Source organism: Stenotrophomonas genospecies 5 (genome assembly GCF_054473825.1).
This window is the reverse complement of the sequence record NZ_JBTMUW010000001.1, coordinates 485437-504229: the sequence shown is the minus strand read 5'-3', so window position 1 is coordinate 504229 and position 18793 is coordinate 485437. Positions and strand designations below refer to the sequence as shown.

The following is an 18793-nucleotide window of genomic DNA, read 5'->3' as shown; positions in this document are numbered from 1 at the left end:
TGGCGCCCGTAGCTCAGTTGGATAGAGTACCTGGCTACGAACCAGGCGGTCGGGAGTTCGAATCTCTCCGGGCGCACCATTACACCGAAACAGCAGGCCTCGGCCTGCTGTTTTTTTATGTGTGTTCTTCGGCAGGGCTGCGCCCTGCACCCGCCGAAGCCAAAGCCGGAGCAACAGCAACAGCGCGCGTTCCGTGGGATGGTGGGGTGGGTCCGGTTGCGGGAGTGTCCGCGGCATGGATGCCGCGGCCAAGCCCCCAGGGACGGGTTTACGGCGTCTCCCGCAACCGGACCCACCCCGTCCTGCCCCGGCAAGCCCGCTTCAGCTGTTGCTGTTGCCGTGTTCCCGCCCGTAGCGGGTGCAGGGCGCAGCCCTGTCGCACACCTACCCCCCGGCCATTGCCTGCCACCACTGCGACAGCAGCTCCGGCCTGCGCAGGCGCTCGCGCCACCAGCGCAATGCCGCGCCATCCTCACCGGTCCGCCAGGCCAACCAGAAGGTCTCCTCCGGCTTGTGTTCCTCGACCTCACGGATCACCAGTTCGCCTCGTGCCACGGCCGCGCGCGCGCACGGCTCGGGCAGAAAGCCGAAGCCCACGCCCTCGCATTGCAGTTTCAGCTTGCTGGCCATGTCGGGCACTGTCAGCATCTCCTGCCCCATCAGCAGGCCAACCGTACGGGGCAGCAGGCGCCGCGCCGAATCGGACACCGCGATCGCACAGTGCTCGACCAGCTGCTCACGTCCCAGCACGCCCGGCACTGCCGCCAAGGGATGATCCGGGGCAACCGCGAACACAAACTCGACCGTACCCAACGGCTCGACCACGTAGCCACCACCGCTCGGCCCCTCGCCCGGCGCGCCCACCAGCAGATCGGCACGCCGGTCCAGCAGCGCCTCCCAGGTGCCGGACAGCGCCTCGCCGATCAAGCGCAGGCGGGTCGGCGCCTCAGCGCCGCGAAATGCGGCGATGTCCGGACCCAGCAGCCAGGTGGGAAACACCGAATCCACTGCCAAGGTCAGTTCGGTTTCCCAGCCGGAGGCCACCCGGCGCACCCGCAGTTCCAGTTCGCGGGCCGCACGGAGCAGATGCCGGCCCTCATCCAGCAGCGCGCGACCGGCCTCGGTCGGCTCCGCACGCGGGCCCACCCGGTCGAACAGCTGCACGCCAAGATCCTCTTCCAGCTTGGCCACGGTGTAGGAAATGGTGGACGGCACCTTGTGCAGGGCCTTGCCGGCGCCCGCAAACGAACCACGGCGATCGATGGCGTCCAGGATCTGCAGGGCTTCGAGGCTGAGCTTGAGCATTCGAATTTTTCGATGATGGCTTTCAAAACTATCCGTTTTTCAAAGCACCGGCGCAAGCGGATACTTCTCTCCAACAGGGAAACACGGCGATCAATGCCCTGCCCCGCCCCATCGAAAACATCGAACAAGGAGATATCCCATGCTGCAGATCCGCAAGAGTGCTACCCGTGGCCTGGCCGAACATGGCTGGCTGTCCTCGCGCCACACCTTCTCGTTCGCCAACTACTACGATCCGCGCTATGTCAGCTTCGGTCCGCTGCGGGTGATCAACGAGGACAAGGTGATCGGCGGCCAGGGCTTCGGTACCCACAGCCACAGCAACATGGAGATCGTCTCCTACGTGCTGGGCGGCGCACTGGAACACAAGGACTCGATGGGCACCGGTTCGGTACTGCGCTACGGCGATGTGCAGCGCATGAGCGCCGGCAGCGGCGTCAGCCACAGCGAGTTCAACCACTCGGCCACCGAACCCGTGCATTTCCTGCAGATCTGGATCTTCCCGTACACGGAGAACATCACCCCGTCGTATGAGGAAACCCACTTCACGCCGGACAGCAAGCGCAACCAGCTGCGCCTGATCGCCTCGCCCGACGGTGCAGATGGTTCGCTGCGCATCCACCAGGATGCCCGCATCTTCGCCACCCTGCTCGACGGCAGCCACAAGCTGCACCACGCCCTGGGCAGCGGACGCGGTGCCTATGTGCAGGTCGCCCGTGGCCAGCTGCAGGTCAACGGCATCACCCTGGAAGCCGGTGATGCGCTGCAGATCAGCGACGAAGCGCAGCTGACGCTGGAGAACGGCAACGACGCCGAAGTGCTGGTGTTCGACCTGCCGCTGTGAAGTCACGCCCGCGGTGCCGACCGGTACCGCGGGCGACCTCTGGCCTCAACCGCCGACGGCGGCGCAGGCCTCCAGAATCAACGCAGTCACCTCGGCCGGTCTCGACGCCAGCGATGCATGGCTCGCATCCAGTTGCAGAAGACGCCGGGGCTGGATCCGATCGGCCATCATCTGCGGGTTCTGAACAGAAGCTCTCGTGGGGTCTGTCCATACGCGGCCACAGATCACCGTCGCGGTGCGGGGCGGGGTTCGATGCCGCCTCGCCCTTGTCGCGCTGCAATCGTATGCATGTCGGCCCCCCTCCGTTGGCACTTGCCGAACCGCCATGAAATCGCTTCCATGTCGGTTCACTGGAGCTTCCTACCGCGCATGACGCCTTCTTCCCCACGTGCCCAGCAGCACGCCACCCGCGCCGCCTTCTTCATTCCCGGTTTCGCCACCGCCGCGTGGGCACCGATGGTGCCCTTCGCCAAGGCCAGGCAGGGCTGTCCGACGCCGGTCTGGGCGCCGTGCTGCTGTGCCTCGGGCTGGGCTCGCTGCTGGCCATGCCGCTGGCCGGTGCGCTGACCGGTCGCTTCGGCTGCCGTCGGCTGCTGGTGGTCACCTGTGCACTCGTGCTGCTGGCACTGCCGCTGCTGGCGGTGCCGCCTTCGCCCTTCGTGCTCGGTGCGGCCCTGTTCGTGTTCGGCGCGGGCGTGGGTGCGATGGACTGCACGATGAACATGCAGGCAGTGGCCGTCGAACGCGAAGCCGGCCGGGTGATGATGTCCGGCTTCCACGCCTTCTACAGCATCGGTGGCTTTGTCGGCGCCGGCTGCATGACCGGTCTGCTGATCCTGGGCACACCGCTCTGGCTGGCCGCGCTGCTCGCGGCGGCGGCACTGCTGCTGGTAGCTGTGCTGTCGGCACCGCACTGGCGTCCGCAACGGATCCTGCACGAAGGCCCCTTGCTGGCACTGCCACATGGCGTGGTGCTGTTCATCGGCGTGCTGGCATTCGTGGTGTTTCTCGCCGAAGGCTCGATGCTGGACTGGAGCGCCGTGTTCCTGGCCGAGGTACGGCAGGTGCCTCGCGACCAGGCCGGCGCGGGCTTCGCGGTGTTCACTCTGGCGATGACAGCCATGCGCCTGTTCGGCGATGGCATCGTCGAGCGTCTCGGCCGCACCCGCACCCTTGTCATCGGCGGCATCACCGCTGCGGCCGGCTTTGCCGTGGCCACCCTGGTGCCATCGTTGCCGGTTGCCCTTGCCGGCCATGCGCTGGTCGGCCTGGGCTGCGCCAACATCGTGCCGGCACTGTTCTCGATGGCTGGCCAGCAGCGCGCGATGCCCGAGAACATCGCCATCACGGCTGTCACCACACTGGGCTATGCCGGCATTCTCGCCGGCCCGGCCGCGATCGGCGCACTGGCCCATGCCAGCAGCCTGGGCTTCGCGTTCCTCTGCGTGGCGGCACTGCTGATCGGTGTCGCGCTGTCGGCGCCCGCACTGGCGCGCCGGCTGTCCTGACGATGCATCAACCGCGTGCCGGCTCCGCTGCCGGCACATCGTGCACCAGCCACTCGGCCTGTGCCGGCAGCTGCGGCGCCGGGCAGGTGGACGGGGGGTGCCGTTCGTCGCGCGCCATCCAGTCGTCGACCACACCGGCCAACAGATCCAGCCGCAGCGGCAGGGTGATATGGTCCTCGCCGCGCATCTCGATGTAGTGCGCCCGCGGGTTGGCCTGCGCGAGTTCGCGCCCCTGGCTCACAGGAATGTGCTGGTCGCCCTGCCCGTGCAGCAGCAGCACACAGGCGCGCGTGTCGGCCAGCGCACGGGCCACATCCACATGGTCAAGATCGACATCGATGCGGCGGCTGGCCGCAGCAATCACCTGGTCGATGTCCTGTCCGCCATAGCGCCACCGCGCATATGAGGCCACGGCCTGTGCTTTCCACCCTTCCGGCTGCAGCGCCATCAGGTGCGGAATCATCGTGCGGATGGCTACGCCGGCATTGGCGAACGACTCCATCGCGACGACGCCGGCAACCTGGTCACCGAGCTTTTCAGCGGTGAACACCGCCGTCGCCGCGCCATAGGACACGCCGAACAGATACAGGGGCCCGGTGACTTCGCCGCGTGCGCGCAGCTCAGCGATCACATCGACCACGTCGTCCGATTCGTAGGTGCCATAGCCGGAGGGTCCAGCCCCGGACTGACCGTGGTTGCGCAGGTCGAGCGTGACCACGCGATAGCCCGATCCGGCCAGCTGCAATGACCACGGCAGCATCGAATCGCCGTTCATCATCCAGCCGTGCAGGAGCACCACGGTGCCACGCGGCGCCTGTGCCCGGAACGGCTGCGGCACCGACAGGCTGAGTCCGGTGTCCAGCGGCAGGCCATTCTCATGCCGCTGCGGCAGATAGCGATAGCGGGCGCCGTAGTTGCCCGGATCGAAAACGCGCCAGAAGATCGGCACGCCATCACGGCCCGGCGCGAAACCATGGCGATTGGGAATCCCGGCAATGGCCGCAGCGATGCGCGGCTGGTCAAGCAGCGTCGACACGCCGCCCGGCGCGACCAGGCGGTCGGCGAGCGAGGTGGATGCGGCATTCATCGAGGAAGAGCATGCAGCCAGCCACAGGCCGGCGCACGCCAGCAACAGCAGCAGCGGGCGCTTCATGGGCGATCAAGGAAGAAATGCGACAGCGTGGCAGCCTAGCGGGCACCGCGCTTGCCATCTATCGCGGCTCGATGACGGCTTGATGACAGCGCAGCATCGATTCAGCTTGGTGCAGGGCGCCTCCCGCGCCGCGGGTGCAATGAAGGCTGCATCTGCACGTCACCGTCACGTCACTGCCGCTGCCGACACTCCGGGGCTTCCCCCACTCGTGAAGGTCTGGTTTCGATGCCAACGCATGCGCGTATTCCCCGTATCTCGTTGCTTGCCCTGCTGATCGCGCCCACACTGGACGCCCTCGCCGAAGCACCGCAGGGAGAGGGTGACACGACACGTCGCAGCGACGCCCGCACGCTGGACCAGGTCCAGGTGATCGGCCAGGCAACCAGTTACGCCAAGACTGCGGTGCGCACGGAAACACTGAACCGGCAGCTGGTGATGAGCAGCGTCAACGACGCGCTCAACGAAGTGCCCGGCGTGGTCGTCAGCGAGGCCGATGCCACCGGTTCGTCGGTGTGGGGCACGCAGATCAGCATGCGCGGCTTCGTCACCAACCGCGATACGCAGCAGATCGGCACCACCATCGATGGCCTGCCCAATGGTGGCTCGGGCTACGGCGGTGGCTCCCTGGCCAATCGCTACATCGACACCCTGGACCTGGAAACGGTGGAGGTCAGCCAGGGCACGGCTGACATCTCCTCGCGCTCGAACGAGGCGCTGGGCGGCACCCTGAACTTCCTCACCGGCGATCCGCTGCAGGACAGCCGGCTGCGCTTCGTCGTCGGTGCCGGTGACAATGAAGCGCGCAAGTACTACGTGCGCTATGACACCGGCGTGCTTGGCGGCCACACCCGTGCCTGGGTCAGTGCATCCTCGGCGCGCGTGCACGATTGGATCGACGGCAGCGGCCGCACCCGCAACGACCATATCGCCGGCAAGTTCGTCACCGAACTGGACCGCTGGACACTCACCGGCTATCTGTCCTACAACGATGCCGACGAACCGGAGTACACCAGCGTTTCGCCACAGGGATTCGCCACCAATCCGGACCGCGACAACCTGGTCGGCACCCTGACCGGCATTCCCTATCTGGACCAGAACTTCCGTTCCGGTTCCCGTGCCCTGCGCGAGAACACCTTCGGTTACCTGCGCGCGGCCTTTGACGGTGGCAACGGCTTCAAGGCCTCGATGGCGGCCTACGGTCATCGCATGCAGGGTCGCGGCGACTGGCTGCCGCCGTACCTGGCGCAGGTCAGCGACGATGGCAGCGGTCGCCCCGAGTCGGAGTACACCGGCGGCAGCACCGTGTACGGCGGCAGCAACCGGGGCCAGATCTACTTCGTCAATCCCGATGGCAGCGCCGCCCAGCGTCTGGCCACCTGCACGCCGCGGCTGGGCTTCACGGCCGAGTATGATCCGGGCTGCTACGCCGGAAATGTGCTCGGCGCCCAGTCCTACCGCCACACCCACTACGACAACGACCGCATGGGCGTCACTGCCGACGTCGAGTGGCGGCAGACCTTCGGCAGCATCGACAACACGGTCCGCGGTGGCCTGTGGGTGGAAAAGCTGGACCGCTCCGCACGCCGCGACTGGCACCGGCTGCTCAACGTCGGGCAGGACATCGCCTTCGATCACCAGCCGTACTGGGTCCAGTTCGAAGACCGGTACAAGGTCGATGAGCAGATGTACTACATCGAGGACGTGGCCCGCTTCGGCCCCTTCAGCGCGCGCCTGGGCGTGAAGCAGTTCTTCGTGGACCAGTCCCGCCGGCGTGTGATCGGCGCCGCCGAGAACGTCACGTCCGATTCAAAGTCCGATCCGCTGCTGTCCACCGGCTTCACCTGGGCACCCGGTGTTCAGGGCATGGAACTGTTCGCAGGCTTCTCGCAGAACTTCGCGGCCATCCCCTCCGGCGTACTGGGCGAGACCGATCCGCAGCGCTTCCGCAACGTCGAGCCGGAGACCGCCGACAACATCGAACTCGGCATGCGCATCAGCCGCTGGCCGTTGACCGCCTCGGTCACCCTGTACAACATCAAGTTCGACAACCGCATCGTCTACCTGCCGGCCGGTTTCGTCAGCGGCATCGATTACCTGGGCGAGACCGACGGCGTCTACGAGAACTTCGGGGGCGTGGAGAGCAATGGCCTGGAAGCGGCGCTCGGATACGGCTGGGACAACGGCTGGCGGATCAACGCGGCCTATACCTACAACCGCTCGAAGTACCTCGGCAGCGGCGATTCCGCGCGTGACGCCCAGCTGGGCATCGTCGATGGCGCCAAGGTGATCGGCCAGCCCGAGCAGATCCTGGTGGTCTCGGCTGACTGGCAGGGCGAGAACTGGAACTTCGGCCTGTCAGGTCGCTATCTGGGAACGCGCTACCTCGATGCCGCCAACGCCAGCAGCCTCCCCTCGGCCACGGTGTTCAATGCCAACATCGGCTTTGATCTGCAGGGCCTGTCGCCACGCCTGAAGGGCATGGGTGCGAACCTGGTGGTGAGCAATCTCACCGACAAGCGGTATCTTGCAGGTGTCGACGGCCGCGACAGCGCCTTCATCGGCGCTCCGCGCACCGTCGGCATCTCCTTCCGCGTGGACCTGTGAGTGAACCCGTGACCGATATCGGCCGTCGCCGACTGTTGCAGGCCGGCCTTGCCGCCGGCCTTTCACCGCTGCTGCCGAGCATCGCCCGGGCCGCCGCGATCGCCCCCGATGCACGCACCCGGAGCCTGCAGGACCTGCAGCACATCGTGGTGTTCATGCAGGAGAACCGCTCGTTCGATCACTACTTCGGCACCCTGCCGGGCGTGCGCGGATTCGGTGATCGTTTCGTGGCCCCCGCCGCCCCCCTGGCGGGCGGTGGCGCTGCGCGCACCCTGTGGCTGCAACCCGATGCCAGCGGCAGCCGCGCGATCGCACCGTTCCCGCTGGATACCGCCGCGCACTTCGGCTACATGCGCGTCGAAGGCACGCCGCACACCTGGCCTGACGCGCAGCGTGCCTGGGACCATGGGCGCATGGGGCAGTGGCCCAAGGCCAAGCAGAATCACTCCATGGGCTACTTCCAGCGCAGCGACCTGCCCTTCCAGTTCGCACTCGCCGATGCCTTCACCGTCTGCGATGCCTATCACTGCGCGATCCAGGCCGGCACCAACCCGAACCGGGTGTTCCTGTGGACCGGCCACAACGATCCCTTTGCCCGCGCCGGCGGCCCGGTGATCGCCAACTCCCACGACAACTTCCCGGAGCACGGCGGCCATCCGGCGTCCTACCAGTGGACCAGCTACGTCGAGCAGCTGCAGCAGGCAGGGGTGTCCTGGCAGATCTACCAGGACATGGCCGACAACTTCACCGACAACCCGCTGGCCGGATTCGAGACCTTCCGGCAGGCGTACCGCGCTGCACCGGGCCACGATCCACAGCTTCGCGCCCGCGGGGTCAGCACGCGCGGGCTGGCACAGCTGCGCCAGGATGTGGTCGACGGGCAGTTGCCACAGGTCAGCTTCATCATCGCCGACGCTGCCGGCAGCGAACATCCCGGCCCCTCCAGCCCGGCGCAGGGCGCGGCCTACACCGCGCGCGTGCTCGACGCGCTGACCGCCGACCCGGAGGTCTGGAGTCGTACCGCCCTGCTGTTGATGTTCGACGAGAACGACGGCTTCTTCGACCACGTGCCGCCGCCCGCCCCGCCTTCACCGCTGGCGGATGGCTGGGCCGGCGCATCGTCGGTCGGCACCGAAGGCGAATACCATCGGCATCCTGCGCCTGGCGACGAGAAGTACGACGCCGCCGAGCTGCGTGGCCGCCCCTATGGACTGGGCCCACGCGTGCCGTTGTATGTGATCTCGCCCTGGAGCCGGGGCGGCTGGGTCGATTCGCAGGTGTATGACCACACCTCGGTCCTGCGTCTGATCGAACGCCGCTTCGGTGTGCCCGCACCGGGCATCTCACCGTGGCGGCGCGCGGTCTGTGGCGATCTGACCCACGCGTTCGATTTCGCCCAGCGCGATACCCGCCCCTTCGTGCAAGCGTTGCCTGACGTCGATGCGGTGGCCGCGCGCGCGGCGGCCCTGCCGGGCCGGACCGTGCCTGCCCTGCCGGAGGGGTTGCACCCTGCACGCCAGGAAGCCGGGGTAAGACCGGCACGCGCCCTGCCCTATCGGCCGCAGGCCCGGATCACCGCATTGGCCGCCGGAAGCATCGATCTGCAGCTGGCCTGCGAAGGAGCGGCAGCGGTACTGCATGTCTACGACCGGCTGCGCCTGGACGCGATTCCGAGGCGTTACACGCTGGTGCCGGGCACGCCCGTGCAGGCGCGCTGGCCGCTTGCTGCCGATGGCCGCTTCGACCTGTGGCTGCTGGGCCCCAATGGATTCCATCGCCACTTCCGCGGCGATGCCACCTCCCCGATGTTGCTGGCGGATGTGGAGCGCGCCGATGGTCAGCTTCGCCTGCGTCTGCGTAACCCGGGCAATGAACCCTGCCGGGTCCGCGTGCAGGGAGGCGCCTATGCCGGGCACATGCCCGACCAGACGCTGGACATCCCCGCGCGCTCGGAAACATCGCTGGCCTGGGATGCAGCCCCCACCGCAGGGTGGTACGACCTGCATGTCAGCGCTGGAAGCGGTGCGCTGCGCCTGGCAGGGCGCGTCGAGGATGGCCGCCCCGGCACCAGCGATCCGGCGATGGGCAGTGAACCCTTGCGGTTCCAGCACGATTGAGGTCGAGGACGAAACCCGGCAGGCCGCGTCCTGCCCCATCGAAACCGACGGAATCGGGACTGCGCGTCATTGATCTGCGATGCAGCAGTCCGCGTACACCTGCGTCGCCCGCTCGCGCGCAGCCTCGCGCTGTGCGGGGCTCAACTTCGCCTGCAACTCCTGCAGGCTCCTCGCCGGCATATGTGCCGGATTTGCCTTGGCAGCGGCCAAGGCATATGCATAGGCATTCACGCCATCGTAGGCGGTGATTCTTCCCTTGTCGTACGCGCTGGACAGGTGACTGACCGCATCGAGGCTTCCCGTTGCCGCAGCATCATGGAGATGGCGCATCGCACTCTCCCGCCATCTGACCAGGGATTCCGGATTCGCAAGCCACTCCGACGGAGGGCCGATGACGGTCTCGGGATCGGCCGCGTAAAGCAGCTTGGCTTCGATTGAACCCTGCGAGGCGGCCCTGGCAAGCCATGCTCCATGATAGAAGGCAGGCGCAGCTACCAAAGACGCACACTCGCCCAGACGACGCTCATCATTGACCAACGAGGCAGGATCCGGCGTCATGCCCGCATTACGAAGGAAATCGAATGACGCGACCGGATCGTGCTTGATCAGGTTCCTGCACTCGCGCACCGTCAACTCCATCAGATAGCTCGCATCCGCATCACCGGCGTCGGAACGCCGCTTCATCACCCTCATGTACTCAAGCGCATCGCCCGGCGGCCGCCGCTCACGGTTGCCGGCAATCTCGTATGCCTTCGGACCTACCCGGCGGAAGACCTGGGGATTCGGCGGCTGCGGACCCGTTCGCGCAGCGGCACGACTCTGCTTTGAAGGCACGGGTGCGACGTCAGTGCGGCCTTGCGTGTGAGGCGTGTGAGGCGCGTGCGCCGCAATCGCCTGCGGCATGGAATCCGCGCGGCCCCACAGGACATAACCGCCGGTCAACACGACAGCTGCCACGCCGCCCACGATCAGAGCGCGCTTCAAGGAAATCTGCATCCGCACTTCCCGTCCCATCGATCGCCGATCCGTCGGCGTACCGGCTCAGCACATCAGAACCTGCAATCCAAGTCCAGCAATCAGCGCAGACTCGATTCCTGCGGGTGATGGGCAACGTGCTGCACGGGAGAATTCCGGCCACAAAAAAGCCCCTGTCTCCAGGGGCTTTTCTGAGTATCTGGCGGAGTGAGAGGGATTCGAACCCTCGATAGAGCTTTTGACCCTATACTCCCTTAGCAGGGGAGCCCCTTCGGCCACTCGGGCATCACTCCGGGGATTTCACCGCAGGGGTGCGTCGCACCTCAGCGGGGCGTGAATCATAACGTTAATCACGCGCGAAGGTAAAGCCTTATTCCGCAGAATTTTCACCACCGGCGCTGCCGGCTTCGTCACCACGCTGGATGCGCTGGTAGATCTCTTCGCGATGCACAGCGACGTCCTTCGGCGCAGTGATGCCGATACGTACCTGGTTACCCTTGACGCCGAGCACGGTGACGCTCACCGAGTCACCGATCATCAAGGTTTCGCCGACGCGGCGAGTCAGGATCAACATTTTTGTAAGTCTCCATGGAACCGTGTGGAAGGGTATCCCCCACCGGCTTGACGCTTCGTCAAGAAGCGCTACCACGACAAAGGGAAAAGATTCGCAATGGTACCGTCAGCCGTCCCGCTCCTACAAGAAGGGGGACGGCAGGCTTCATCACAGGCGGGGGCTGACCCATTCGACGACGGCAGCCAGTGCAGTGGCAAGGGCGGGCCCGTCCTCGCCACCACCCTGGGCGAGGTCCGGGCGTCCGCCGCCCTTGCCCCCGATCTGACCGGCGATATGCGACAACAGTTCCCCGGCCTTGACCCGGCCCGTTGCACTGCCGTTCACGCCGGCGACCAGGGCGGCCTTGCCGTCCTGGGCACCTGCCAGCACGATCACCGCGTCTCCCAGCTGCTGCTTCAGGCGGTCCACGGCATCGCGCAGCGCCTTGGCGTCGAAGCCCTCCAGGCGGGCCGCCAGTACCTTCACGCCCGCGACCTCGACCGCCTGGCTGGAAAGGTCGGCGGTCGCACCCGCGGCAACCTTGGCCTTCACCGCTTCCAGTTCACGTTCCAGCTGCTTCTGGCGCTGGCCAAGCGCCCGGATCTTCTCGACCACGTCGGCAGCACTGCCACCCAGCAGCTCGGCCGCCTCGGACAACCGCGCCTCTTCGGCATCGACGTAATCCAGGGCGCCCTGACCGGTGACCGCTTCGATGCGACGCACGCCCGCGGAGACACCGCCTTCCGAGGTGATCTTGAACAGGCCGATATCACCGGTGCGCTTGACGTGGGTGCCACCACACAGTTCGGTGGAATAGTCGCCCATTTTCAGTACCCGGACCTGTTCGCCGTACTTCTCTCCGAACAGTGCCATTGCGCCGAAATCGAGTGCTTCCTGCATGCCCATGGAGTGCACTTCGGCAACATTGTTGGCACGCACCTGCTGATTGACCTTGCGCTCGATCACGGCCAGTTCTTCGGCACTGATCGGCTGGAAATGCGAGAAATCGAAACGCAGGCGGTCCGGCGCCACCAGCGAGCCCTTCTGCTGCACGTGCGTACCCAGCACTTCGCGCAGGGCCGCGTGCAGCAGGTGGGTGGCCGAGTGGTTGAGGATGGTGGCGCCGCGGCGCTCACCGTCGACCTCGCCAGCCAGCACATCGCCCACCTTCAGGTCGCCTTCGGTCAGGGTACCGACATGGCCGTGGAACTGGCCCGCGAACTTCTGGGTGTCTTCCACCGCCAGCCGCAAGCCGTTGCCGGTCATTACGCCGGTATCGCCGACCTGGCCGCCGGACTCGGCATAGAACGGCGTCTGGTTGGTGATGACGATGACGGCATCGCCGGCACTGGCCGACTGTACCGGACGCCCCTCCTTGAGCAGCGCCAGCACGGTCAGGTCACTGGCCTGCAGGCGGTCGTAGCCCAGGAACACGGTCGGGGTGAGCGTCGCCACCAGCTCGGCCGGCAGGGTCACGCCACCGCCGAACTTGCCCGCGGCACGCGCGGTCTCGCGCTGCTGTTCCATCGCCGCATCGAACCCGGCGATATCGACCGTCAGGTCACGCTCGCGGGCGATGTCCTGGGTCAGGTCCAGGGGGAAGCCATAGGTGTCGTAAAGGCGGAAGGCGTCACTACCCGGGATCACGCCATTGCCGGCCCTCGCCGCAACGTCTTCGAAGATTTTCATGCCGGCGTCGAGCGTCTCGGCGAACCGCTCCTCCTCAGCCTGCAGCGCGCGGGTCACGGTGTCCGCTGCCGCCGGCAGCTCCGGATAGGCCTCGCCCATCTGTGCAACCAGCGTCGGCACCAGCTTGCTGAAGAACGGCTGGCGCACACCCAGCATCCAACCATGGCGCAGCGCGCGGCGGATGATACGGCGCAGCACATAGCCCCGTCCTTCGTTGGAAGGCAGGACGCCATCGACGATCAGGAACGAGCAGGCGCGGATGTGGTCGGCAATCACGCGCAGCGACTTGTTCTCCAGGTCGGAGGTACCGGTCAGCTCGGCGGCCTTGCGGATCAGAGCCTGGAACAGGTCGATCTCGTAGTTCGTGTGGACATGCTGCAGGATCGCCGCAAGACGTTCCAGGCCCATACCGGTATCCACGCACGGCGCCGGCAGCGGCACCAGAGTGCCGTCCGGCTGGCGGTCGAACTGCATGAACACCAGATTCCAGATCTCGATGAAGCGGTCGCCATCCTCATCCGGCGACCCCGGAGGACCGCCGGCAATGTGGTCGCCGTGGTCGTAGAAAATCTCGGTGCACGGACCACACGGGCCGGTGTCGGCCATCTGCCAGAAGTTGTCCGAAGCGAACGGCGCGCCCTTGTTGTCGCCGATCCGCACGATGCGCTCTTCCGGCACCCCCACCATGTCGCGCCACAGTTCGTAGGCTTCGTCGTCGGTCTGGTAGACAGTCACCAGCAGGCGCTCGGCAGGCAGCTTCCAGACCTGGGTCAGCAGCTCCCACGCCCACGCAATCGCGTCCTTCTTGAAGTAGTCACCAAACGACCAGTTGCCCAGCATTTCAAAGAAGGTGTGATGGCGGGCGGTGTAGCCGACCTGGTCAAGATCGTTGTGCTTGCCACCCGCGCGCAGGCAGCGCTGGACATCGGCCGCGCGCACGTAGCTGCGCTTCTCGGCACCGAGGAACACGTCCTTGAACTGCACCATGCCGGAGTTGGTGAACAGCAGGGTCGGATCGTTGCCAGGCACCAGCGGTGCCGACGGCACGATGGTATGGCCTTTGCCCTTGAAGAATTCAAGGAAATCGCTGCGGATCTGGGAGGTCGTGAATTTGGCGGGTGCGTTCATTGGGGGCTGGCAGTCTGCGGGCCGGCGGACCCGGACCACCGGCCGCCTGGGCCAGGGTCGCGACGGACCGCCGAAAACCTAAAGGGTATCAGGCCCGGCGCCGCCAGTCTCAATCGTCAGGGTCGTAGCGGGTCGCACGGCGGATGCTGTCACCGTCGAAGCCCCGCCGCGCCAGCAGATCTGCCGCTTTGCGGCGCTGCGCCAGGTCCTGTGGGCCGGCCTCGCCAAAGCGGCGGCGGACCAGATCACGGGCGTTCTCCTGCCAGTCGCCCTCGTAGCTGTCCATCGCTGCGGCAATCGCGGCACTGTCCAGCCCATGGGTCCCCAGTTCGGCACGCACATGGATGGGGCCGTAACCGGTGTTGGCCCGCATGCGTACCAGGTTCTCGGCAAACCGGGTGTCGTCCTGCCACCCCGCCTCGGTCAGCTTGGCGACCGCTGCCTGCGCGGCTTCGTCTTCGATACCCCGCGCAGTCAGTTTGCGGGTCAATTCCTTGCGTGAATGCTCCCGGCGGACCAGCAGGCCCAGTGCCCGCTGCACCGGAGTCTGCTCGCGAGGCCGGCGCTTTCGGCCTGTCGAGGTAGGTTCGTCGCTGTCGGACATCAATCCCTCCAGGGGTGGCGCCGTCCCTGGCACCCTGCCCATCCTGGGCGGTTCGAACCTGCGGGGTAGAGCGACGTCACTGACGGCGTCACCCTACCCCACAGCAAGACTTACTCGTCGTCGCCTTCGTCGTCGCCTTCCTCGCGGACGGCCTCGGACGGCTGGAATTTCTCGCGCAGCTCGGCTTCGAGCTTGGCGGCGACGGTCGGGTTGTCACGCAGATAACCGCGGGCGTTGTCCTTGCCCTGGCCGATGCGCTCTTCGCCATAGCTGTACCAGGCACCGGCCTTCTCGACCAGCTTGGCATCCACGCCCATGTCGATCAGTTCACCTTCACGGCTGATGCCTTCGCCATACAGGATCTCGGTGATTACCTGCTTGAACGGCGGGGCCAGCTTGTTCTTGACGACCTTGATCTTGGTCTGGTTACCGATGATTTCATCGCCCTTTTTGATCGCACCGATGCGGCGGATGTCCAGGCGGACCGAGGCATAGAACTTCAGCGCGTTGCCACCCGTGGTGGTCTCCGGGCTCTGGCCCGGCATCATCACGCCGATCTTCATGCGCAGCTGGTTGATGAAGATCACCAGCGTGTTCGAGCGCTTGATGTTGCCGGTCAGCTTACGCAGCGCCTGGCTCATCAGGCGGGCCTGCAGACCCGGCAACTGGTCGCCCATCTCGCCCTCGATCTCGGCCTTCGGGGTCAATGCCGCGACCGAGTCGATCACCAGGATGTCCACCGAGCCGGAACGGACCAGCATGTCGGCGATTTCCAATGCCTGTTCACCGGTATCGGGCTGCGACAGCAGCAGGTCGTCCACGTTCACGCCAAGCTTGGCGGCATAGATCGGGTCGAGAGCGTGCTCGGCATCGATGAAGGCAGCGGTGCCTCCCATCTTCTGGCACTCGGCGATGGCCTGCAGCGTCAGCGTGGTCTTGCCCGAGGACTCCGGTCCATAGATTTCCACCACGCGGCCCTTCGGCAGCCCCCCGATGCCCAATGCGATGTCGAGCATCAGCGAACCGGTCGGGATGGCTTCGACGGGCTCGACCACACGGTCGCCCATGCGCATCACCGAGCCCTTGCCGAACTGCTTTTCGATCTGGCCCAGAGCAGCAGCCAATGCGCGCTTCTTGTTCTCGTCCATCGTATTGGTCCTTGCAGAGGTCATTTCGTTGGGGGTGCTGTCTTTGGGGGTCTTCTTTGCCATGGGTTCACTTTAAAGCGGACGTATCGCACAGGCTGAGATTCTGCCCGGCGCTTTGAAAAGAATTATCGGACATCCGTACCAACCTCGGTGGAACCAGAGAATCGCCACAAAAGACCGCGGGGTAACGCACCTTCGAACACTTCAGCGATTCGGCCGCAACAGGCCGCAGTACAGGCCTTCGATCGAAAAGTCCTGGTCGGGAAGCACTTCGATCGGCTTGTAATCGGGGTTCCGGGGCAACAGCCGGATACGGTCCTTCGCGATCTTCAGCAGCTTGACGGTGATCTCATCATCGATGCGCGCCACCACGATCTGCCCCGAATGGGCGTCTCGGGTGCGGTGCACGCCGATCAGGTCACCATCGAAGATGCCTTCGTCGATCATCGAGTCACCCTGCACCTTCAGCAGGTAATCCGGCGCGGGCGAAAAGAACACCCGGTCCAGCACCACGAAATCGTCCGAGCCGATATCCGCGCCGATAGGGAGGCCGGCGGCGACCCGCCCCAGTACTGGCAGCCGCAGCACGCTGTCGGGCAGCCCGGGCTCGGCCAGGGTCTCCACGGGGGGAGCCTGCACCAGGCGGATGCCCCGGGCCTGGCCGGGAATGCGGCGGATCGCTCCCGCCTGCTCCAGCGCCTCCAGGTGGTACTGGGCCGCGCGTACGCCCTTGAAGCCGAACGCACGTGCGATTTCAGTCTGCGACGGCGGCGCGCCTTCGCTCTCGATACGCTCGGCGATCAACTGCAGGATCGCCTGCTGGGTGTCGGTCAGGTCCATGGTTAGTAGTATTACTACTAACCGCGGGAACTGCAAGTGCCGGACACGACAGGGCAAAGCATGCCGGGCGATACCGCGGCGAACGACACTCAGTCGTGCCTGCCACTTCTCCAGATGGAAAACAGGATCCAGACGCCGCAGATACCGGCCCCGACGAATCCGGAGACCCCGAGTGCCAGCAGCCAGCGGCTGGAAACCCCACCGACGCTGTGCATGACGATCGATGAGCCGATGATCAGCGCTGCAGTCACGATGCCCATCACCATGCGATTGGCCGCACGGTTCACCTGCTCGCCAAAGCCCTGCAGCGCACTGGTCTCGACCTTCAGCTGCAGGCGCCCACGGCGCGCCGCCTGCACCAGCTTGCGCAGATCGCGCGGCAGATCGCCGGCGAAGTCGATCATTCCCAACAGGCTGCGCCGGCCGCGTTTGAGCAATGCCCGCGGCGCGTAGCGCTGCAGTACCACCCGCTCCAGGAAGGGGCGTGCGGCACTGGCCATGTCGAAGTCCGGGTCGAGCTGCCGGCCCATGCCTTCCAGGGTGAGGAACGCCTTGATCATCAGTGCGAGGTCGGCCGGCAGGGTCAGGCTGTAGCTGCGCAGCAACTGGGTGATGTCGCCCAGCATCAGGCCGATGCGCAGATCCTTCAGCGGCACGCCACGGTACTGGTCAACGAACTGGCTGATGTCGTGCTGCAGCCGGTTCTCATCCACCTCCACGCCCCCGGCCCAGTCCAGCAGGACGTCGGCCACCCCCTGCGGGTCCTGTTCGACCAGCCCGTGCAGCAGTTGCGCAACCTGGAAGCGACGCACTTCGGACAGTGCCCCGACCATGCCGAAGTCGATCACGCCGATGCGGCCGTCACGCAGATAGATGATGTTGCCCGGGTGTGGATCGGCGTGGAAGCTGCCGTCCTCCAGCACCATCTTCAATACGATGTTGGCACCGCGCCGCGCCAGTTCGCGACGGTCCAGCCCTGCTGCGTCCACGCCGGCAAGATCGCGGCCCGGAATGCCGTCCACGAAGTCCTGCACGTTCAGGCTTTCACAGGTCCACTGCCAATGCACGCCGGGAACAAGGATGTCGTCGCGACCTTCAAAGTTGCGTGCGATGCGCTCCGCGTTGCGGCATTCGGCCGCGAAATCGAGTTCGCGCCGCAGCGATACGGTGAACTGCTGCACCACCTCTGCCGGCCGGTAACGGCGCAGATCCGGAAGACGCGCCTCGACGATTTCGGCCAGCCGTGCCAGCAGGCGCAGGTCGGCTTCGACCACGTCACGGATGCCGGGACGACGCACTTTCAGCACCACTTCGCGGCCGTCCAGCAGGCGCGCGCGATGGGCCTGCGCCAGCGAGGCCGCCGCCATCGGTGTTTCGTCGAGGAAGGCGAATACCTGCTGCGGAGGCGCGCCCAGATCGGCCTCCAGCTGCGCGCGGATCTGCGCATAAGGAAGGGCCGATACCGCATTCTGGAGTTCGGAAAGCTCGGCGATCCACTCCGGCGGCAGCAGATCGACACGGGTCGCCAGCACCTGTCCGAGTTTGACGAACGTCGGACCGAGGTCCTGCAGGGCGCTGCGCACCCGCACCGGCGCGGTCATCCGCAGCAGATGCTGGCGGTCCTCGTTCCAGTGCAGCAGGCGCCCGGCACGCTCCAGCACCGTGGCCAGGCCGATCCGGCGCACCACGTCGCCGAAGCCATAACGGATCAGGACCGCTGCAATTTCCTGCAGCCTCCCCAGGTCACGGACGGTGCCCAGCGTTTCCCACATCATGCGTGCTCCGGACGATTACCGCAGCAGCATGTCACAGCTGGGCGTCGATACCGTGCAATGCCGCAGCGACGGTTTGCCTGCGGATGGCTTCGCGGTCGCCATCGAACTGGAACAGTTCCGCCCGGGCGTATCCGCCGCGGCGCTTCCAGCCGATCCAGACGCTGCCGACCGGCTTGTCCGGGCTGCCGCCACCAGGACCGGCAATGCCGGTAACCGCCACCGCGATGCCGGCACCAGAGTTGATCAGGGCGCCGGACACCATCTCCAGCACCGTTTCGCGGCTCACCGCACCGAACTGCTCCAGCGTCTGCGCACGTACCCCCAGCAGGCGCTGCTTGGCTTCGTAGCTGTAGACCACCATGCCGCAGTCGAAAAACGCCGAGGAACCGGCAATGTCGGTCATGGTCTTGGCGATCCAGCCGCCACTGCAGCTTTCAGCCGTCACAAGCTGCAGCGAGGCCTGCTGCAGGCGCTGCCCGAGTGCGGCAGCTTGGGCGTTGAGGTCGGCGTCGGTAGGGATGGACATCGAGATGACAGTGGGGTGAAGAACCCG

At 66.1% G+C, this 18793-nt stretch carries 13 protein-coding genes, 2 tRNA genes and 1 pseudogene; 5 read left to right on the top strand and 11 right to left on the bottom strand.

Translation table 11 applies throughout. The annotated features are described in order from the left end of the window. Positions 1 to 2 precede the first annotated feature (2 nt). Positions 3 to 79: transfer RNA gene (locus tag ACX9OW_RS02465), tRNA-Arg, on the top strand. A gap of 305 nt (positions 80 to 384) precedes the next feature. On the opposite strand, the gene ACX9OW_RS02460 is transcribed toward ACX9OW_RS02465, so the two are convergent. Continuing rightward, a complete protein-coding gene (locus tag ACX9OW_RS02460; RefSeq protein ID WP_053520376.1) occupies positions 385 to 1305 on the bottom strand; it encodes a LysR family transcriptional regulator in 921 nt (306 codons plus the stop codon). Between the two features lie 139 nt (positions 1306 to 1444). Here ACX9OW_RS02460 and ACX9OW_RS02455 point away from each other — a divergent pair, with 139 nt between their 5' ends. Then, positions 1445 to 2146, top strand: a complete 702-nt coding sequence (locus ACX9OW_RS02455; protein WP_459061875.1) for a pirin family protein — start codon at positions 1445 to 1447, stop codon at positions 2144 to 2146. 369 nt (positions 2147 to 2515) lie between these two features. Then, a pseudogene (locus ACX9OW_RS02450) lies at positions 2516 to 3654 on the top strand (MFS transporter). Between the two features lie 7 nt (positions 3655 to 3661). Here ACX9OW_RS02450 and ACX9OW_RS02445 read toward each other — a convergent pair. Continuing rightward, positions 3662 to 4807 carry an alpha/beta fold hydrolase gene (locus ACX9OW_RS02445; protein ID WP_111186073.1) on the bottom strand — a complete coding sequence of 382 codons (1146 nt, stop codon included), beginning with the start codon at positions 4805 to 4807 and terminating at the stop codon, positions 3662 to 3664. Between the two features lie 225 nt (positions 4808 to 5032). Here ACX9OW_RS02445 and ACX9OW_RS02440 point away from each other — a divergent pair, with 225 nt between their 5' ends. Both ACX9OW_RS02440 and ACX9OW_RS02435 read left to right on the top strand, forming a co-directional pair. Next, entirely contained in the window at positions 5033 to 7411 is a 2379-nt protein-coding gene (locus ACX9OW_RS02440) for a TonB-dependent receptor (protein WP_128989483.1), read from the top strand. Between the two features lie 8 nt (positions 7412 to 7419). Beyond that, entirely contained in the window at positions 7420 to 9528 is a 2109-nt protein-coding gene (locus ACX9OW_RS02435; RefSeq protein ID WP_459062457.1) for a phosphocholine-specific phospholipase C, read from the top strand. Positions 9529 to 9594: 66 nt separating this feature from the next. Here the strand turns inward: ACX9OW_RS02435 and ACX9OW_RS02430 are convergent, their stop codons facing one another. From ACX9OW_RS02430 to ACX9OW_RS02390, 9 genes are all read right to left on the bottom strand, one after another. Next, positions 9595 to 10524: a hypothetical protein gene (locus ACX9OW_RS02430; RefSeq protein ID WP_459061874.1), complete on the bottom strand. Its 930-nt coding sequence runs from the start codon at positions 10522 to 10524 to the stop codon at positions 9595 to 9597. 179 nt (positions 10525 to 10703) lie between these two features. Then, positions 10704 to 10796, bottom strand: a tRNA-Ser gene (locus ACX9OW_RS02425). Between the two features lie 77 nt (positions 10797 to 10873). Next, positions 10874 to 11077 carry a carbon storage regulator CsrA gene (gene csrA / locus ACX9OW_RS02420; RefSeq protein WP_053520007.1) on the bottom strand — a complete coding sequence of 68 codons (204 nt, stop codon included), beginning with the start codon at positions 11075 to 11077 and terminating at the stop codon, positions 10874 to 10876. Positions 11078 to 11224: 147 nt separating this feature from the next. Next, positions 11225 to 13873 carry an alanine--tRNA ligase gene (gene alaS / locus ACX9OW_RS02415; RefSeq protein ID WP_459061873.1) on the bottom strand — a complete coding sequence of 883 codons (2649 nt, stop codon included), beginning with the start codon at positions 13871 to 13873 and terminating at the stop codon, positions 11225 to 11227. A 109-nt stretch (positions 13874 to 13982) separates the two neighbouring features. Then, positions 13983 to 14477 (bottom strand): recombination regulator RecX, encoded by a 495-nt coding sequence (gene recX / locus ACX9OW_RS02410; RefSeq protein WP_111186069.1) that lies wholly within the window; start codon positions 14475 to 14477, stop codon positions 13983 to 13985. Positions 14478 to 14587: 110 nt separating this feature from the next. After that, a complete protein-coding gene (gene recA, locus ACX9OW_RS02405) occupies positions 14588 to 15625 on the bottom strand; it encodes a recombinase RecA (RefSeq protein WP_053520004.1) in 1038 nt (345 codons plus the stop codon). A gap of 204 nt (positions 15626 to 15829) precedes the next feature. Continuing rightward, entirely contained in the window at positions 15830 to 16465 is a 636-nt protein-coding gene (gene lexA / locus ACX9OW_RS02400; RefSeq protein WP_074901220.1) for a transcriptional repressor LexA, read from the bottom strand. Between the two features lie 89 nt (positions 16466 to 16554). After that, a complete protein-coding gene (gene ubiB, locus ACX9OW_RS02395; RefSeq protein WP_459062456.1) occupies positions 16555 to 18237 on the bottom strand; it encodes a 2-polyprenylphenol 6-hydroxylase in 1683 nt (560 codons plus the stop codon). A gap of 34 nt (positions 18238 to 18271) precedes the next feature. Further along, on the bottom strand, positions 18272 to 18766 hold the full coding sequence (locus ACX9OW_RS02390; protein WP_053520002.1) for a CinA family protein: 495 nt from the start codon (positions 18764 to 18766) through the stop codon (positions 18272 to 18274). Positions 18767 to 18793 lie beyond the last annotated feature (27 nt).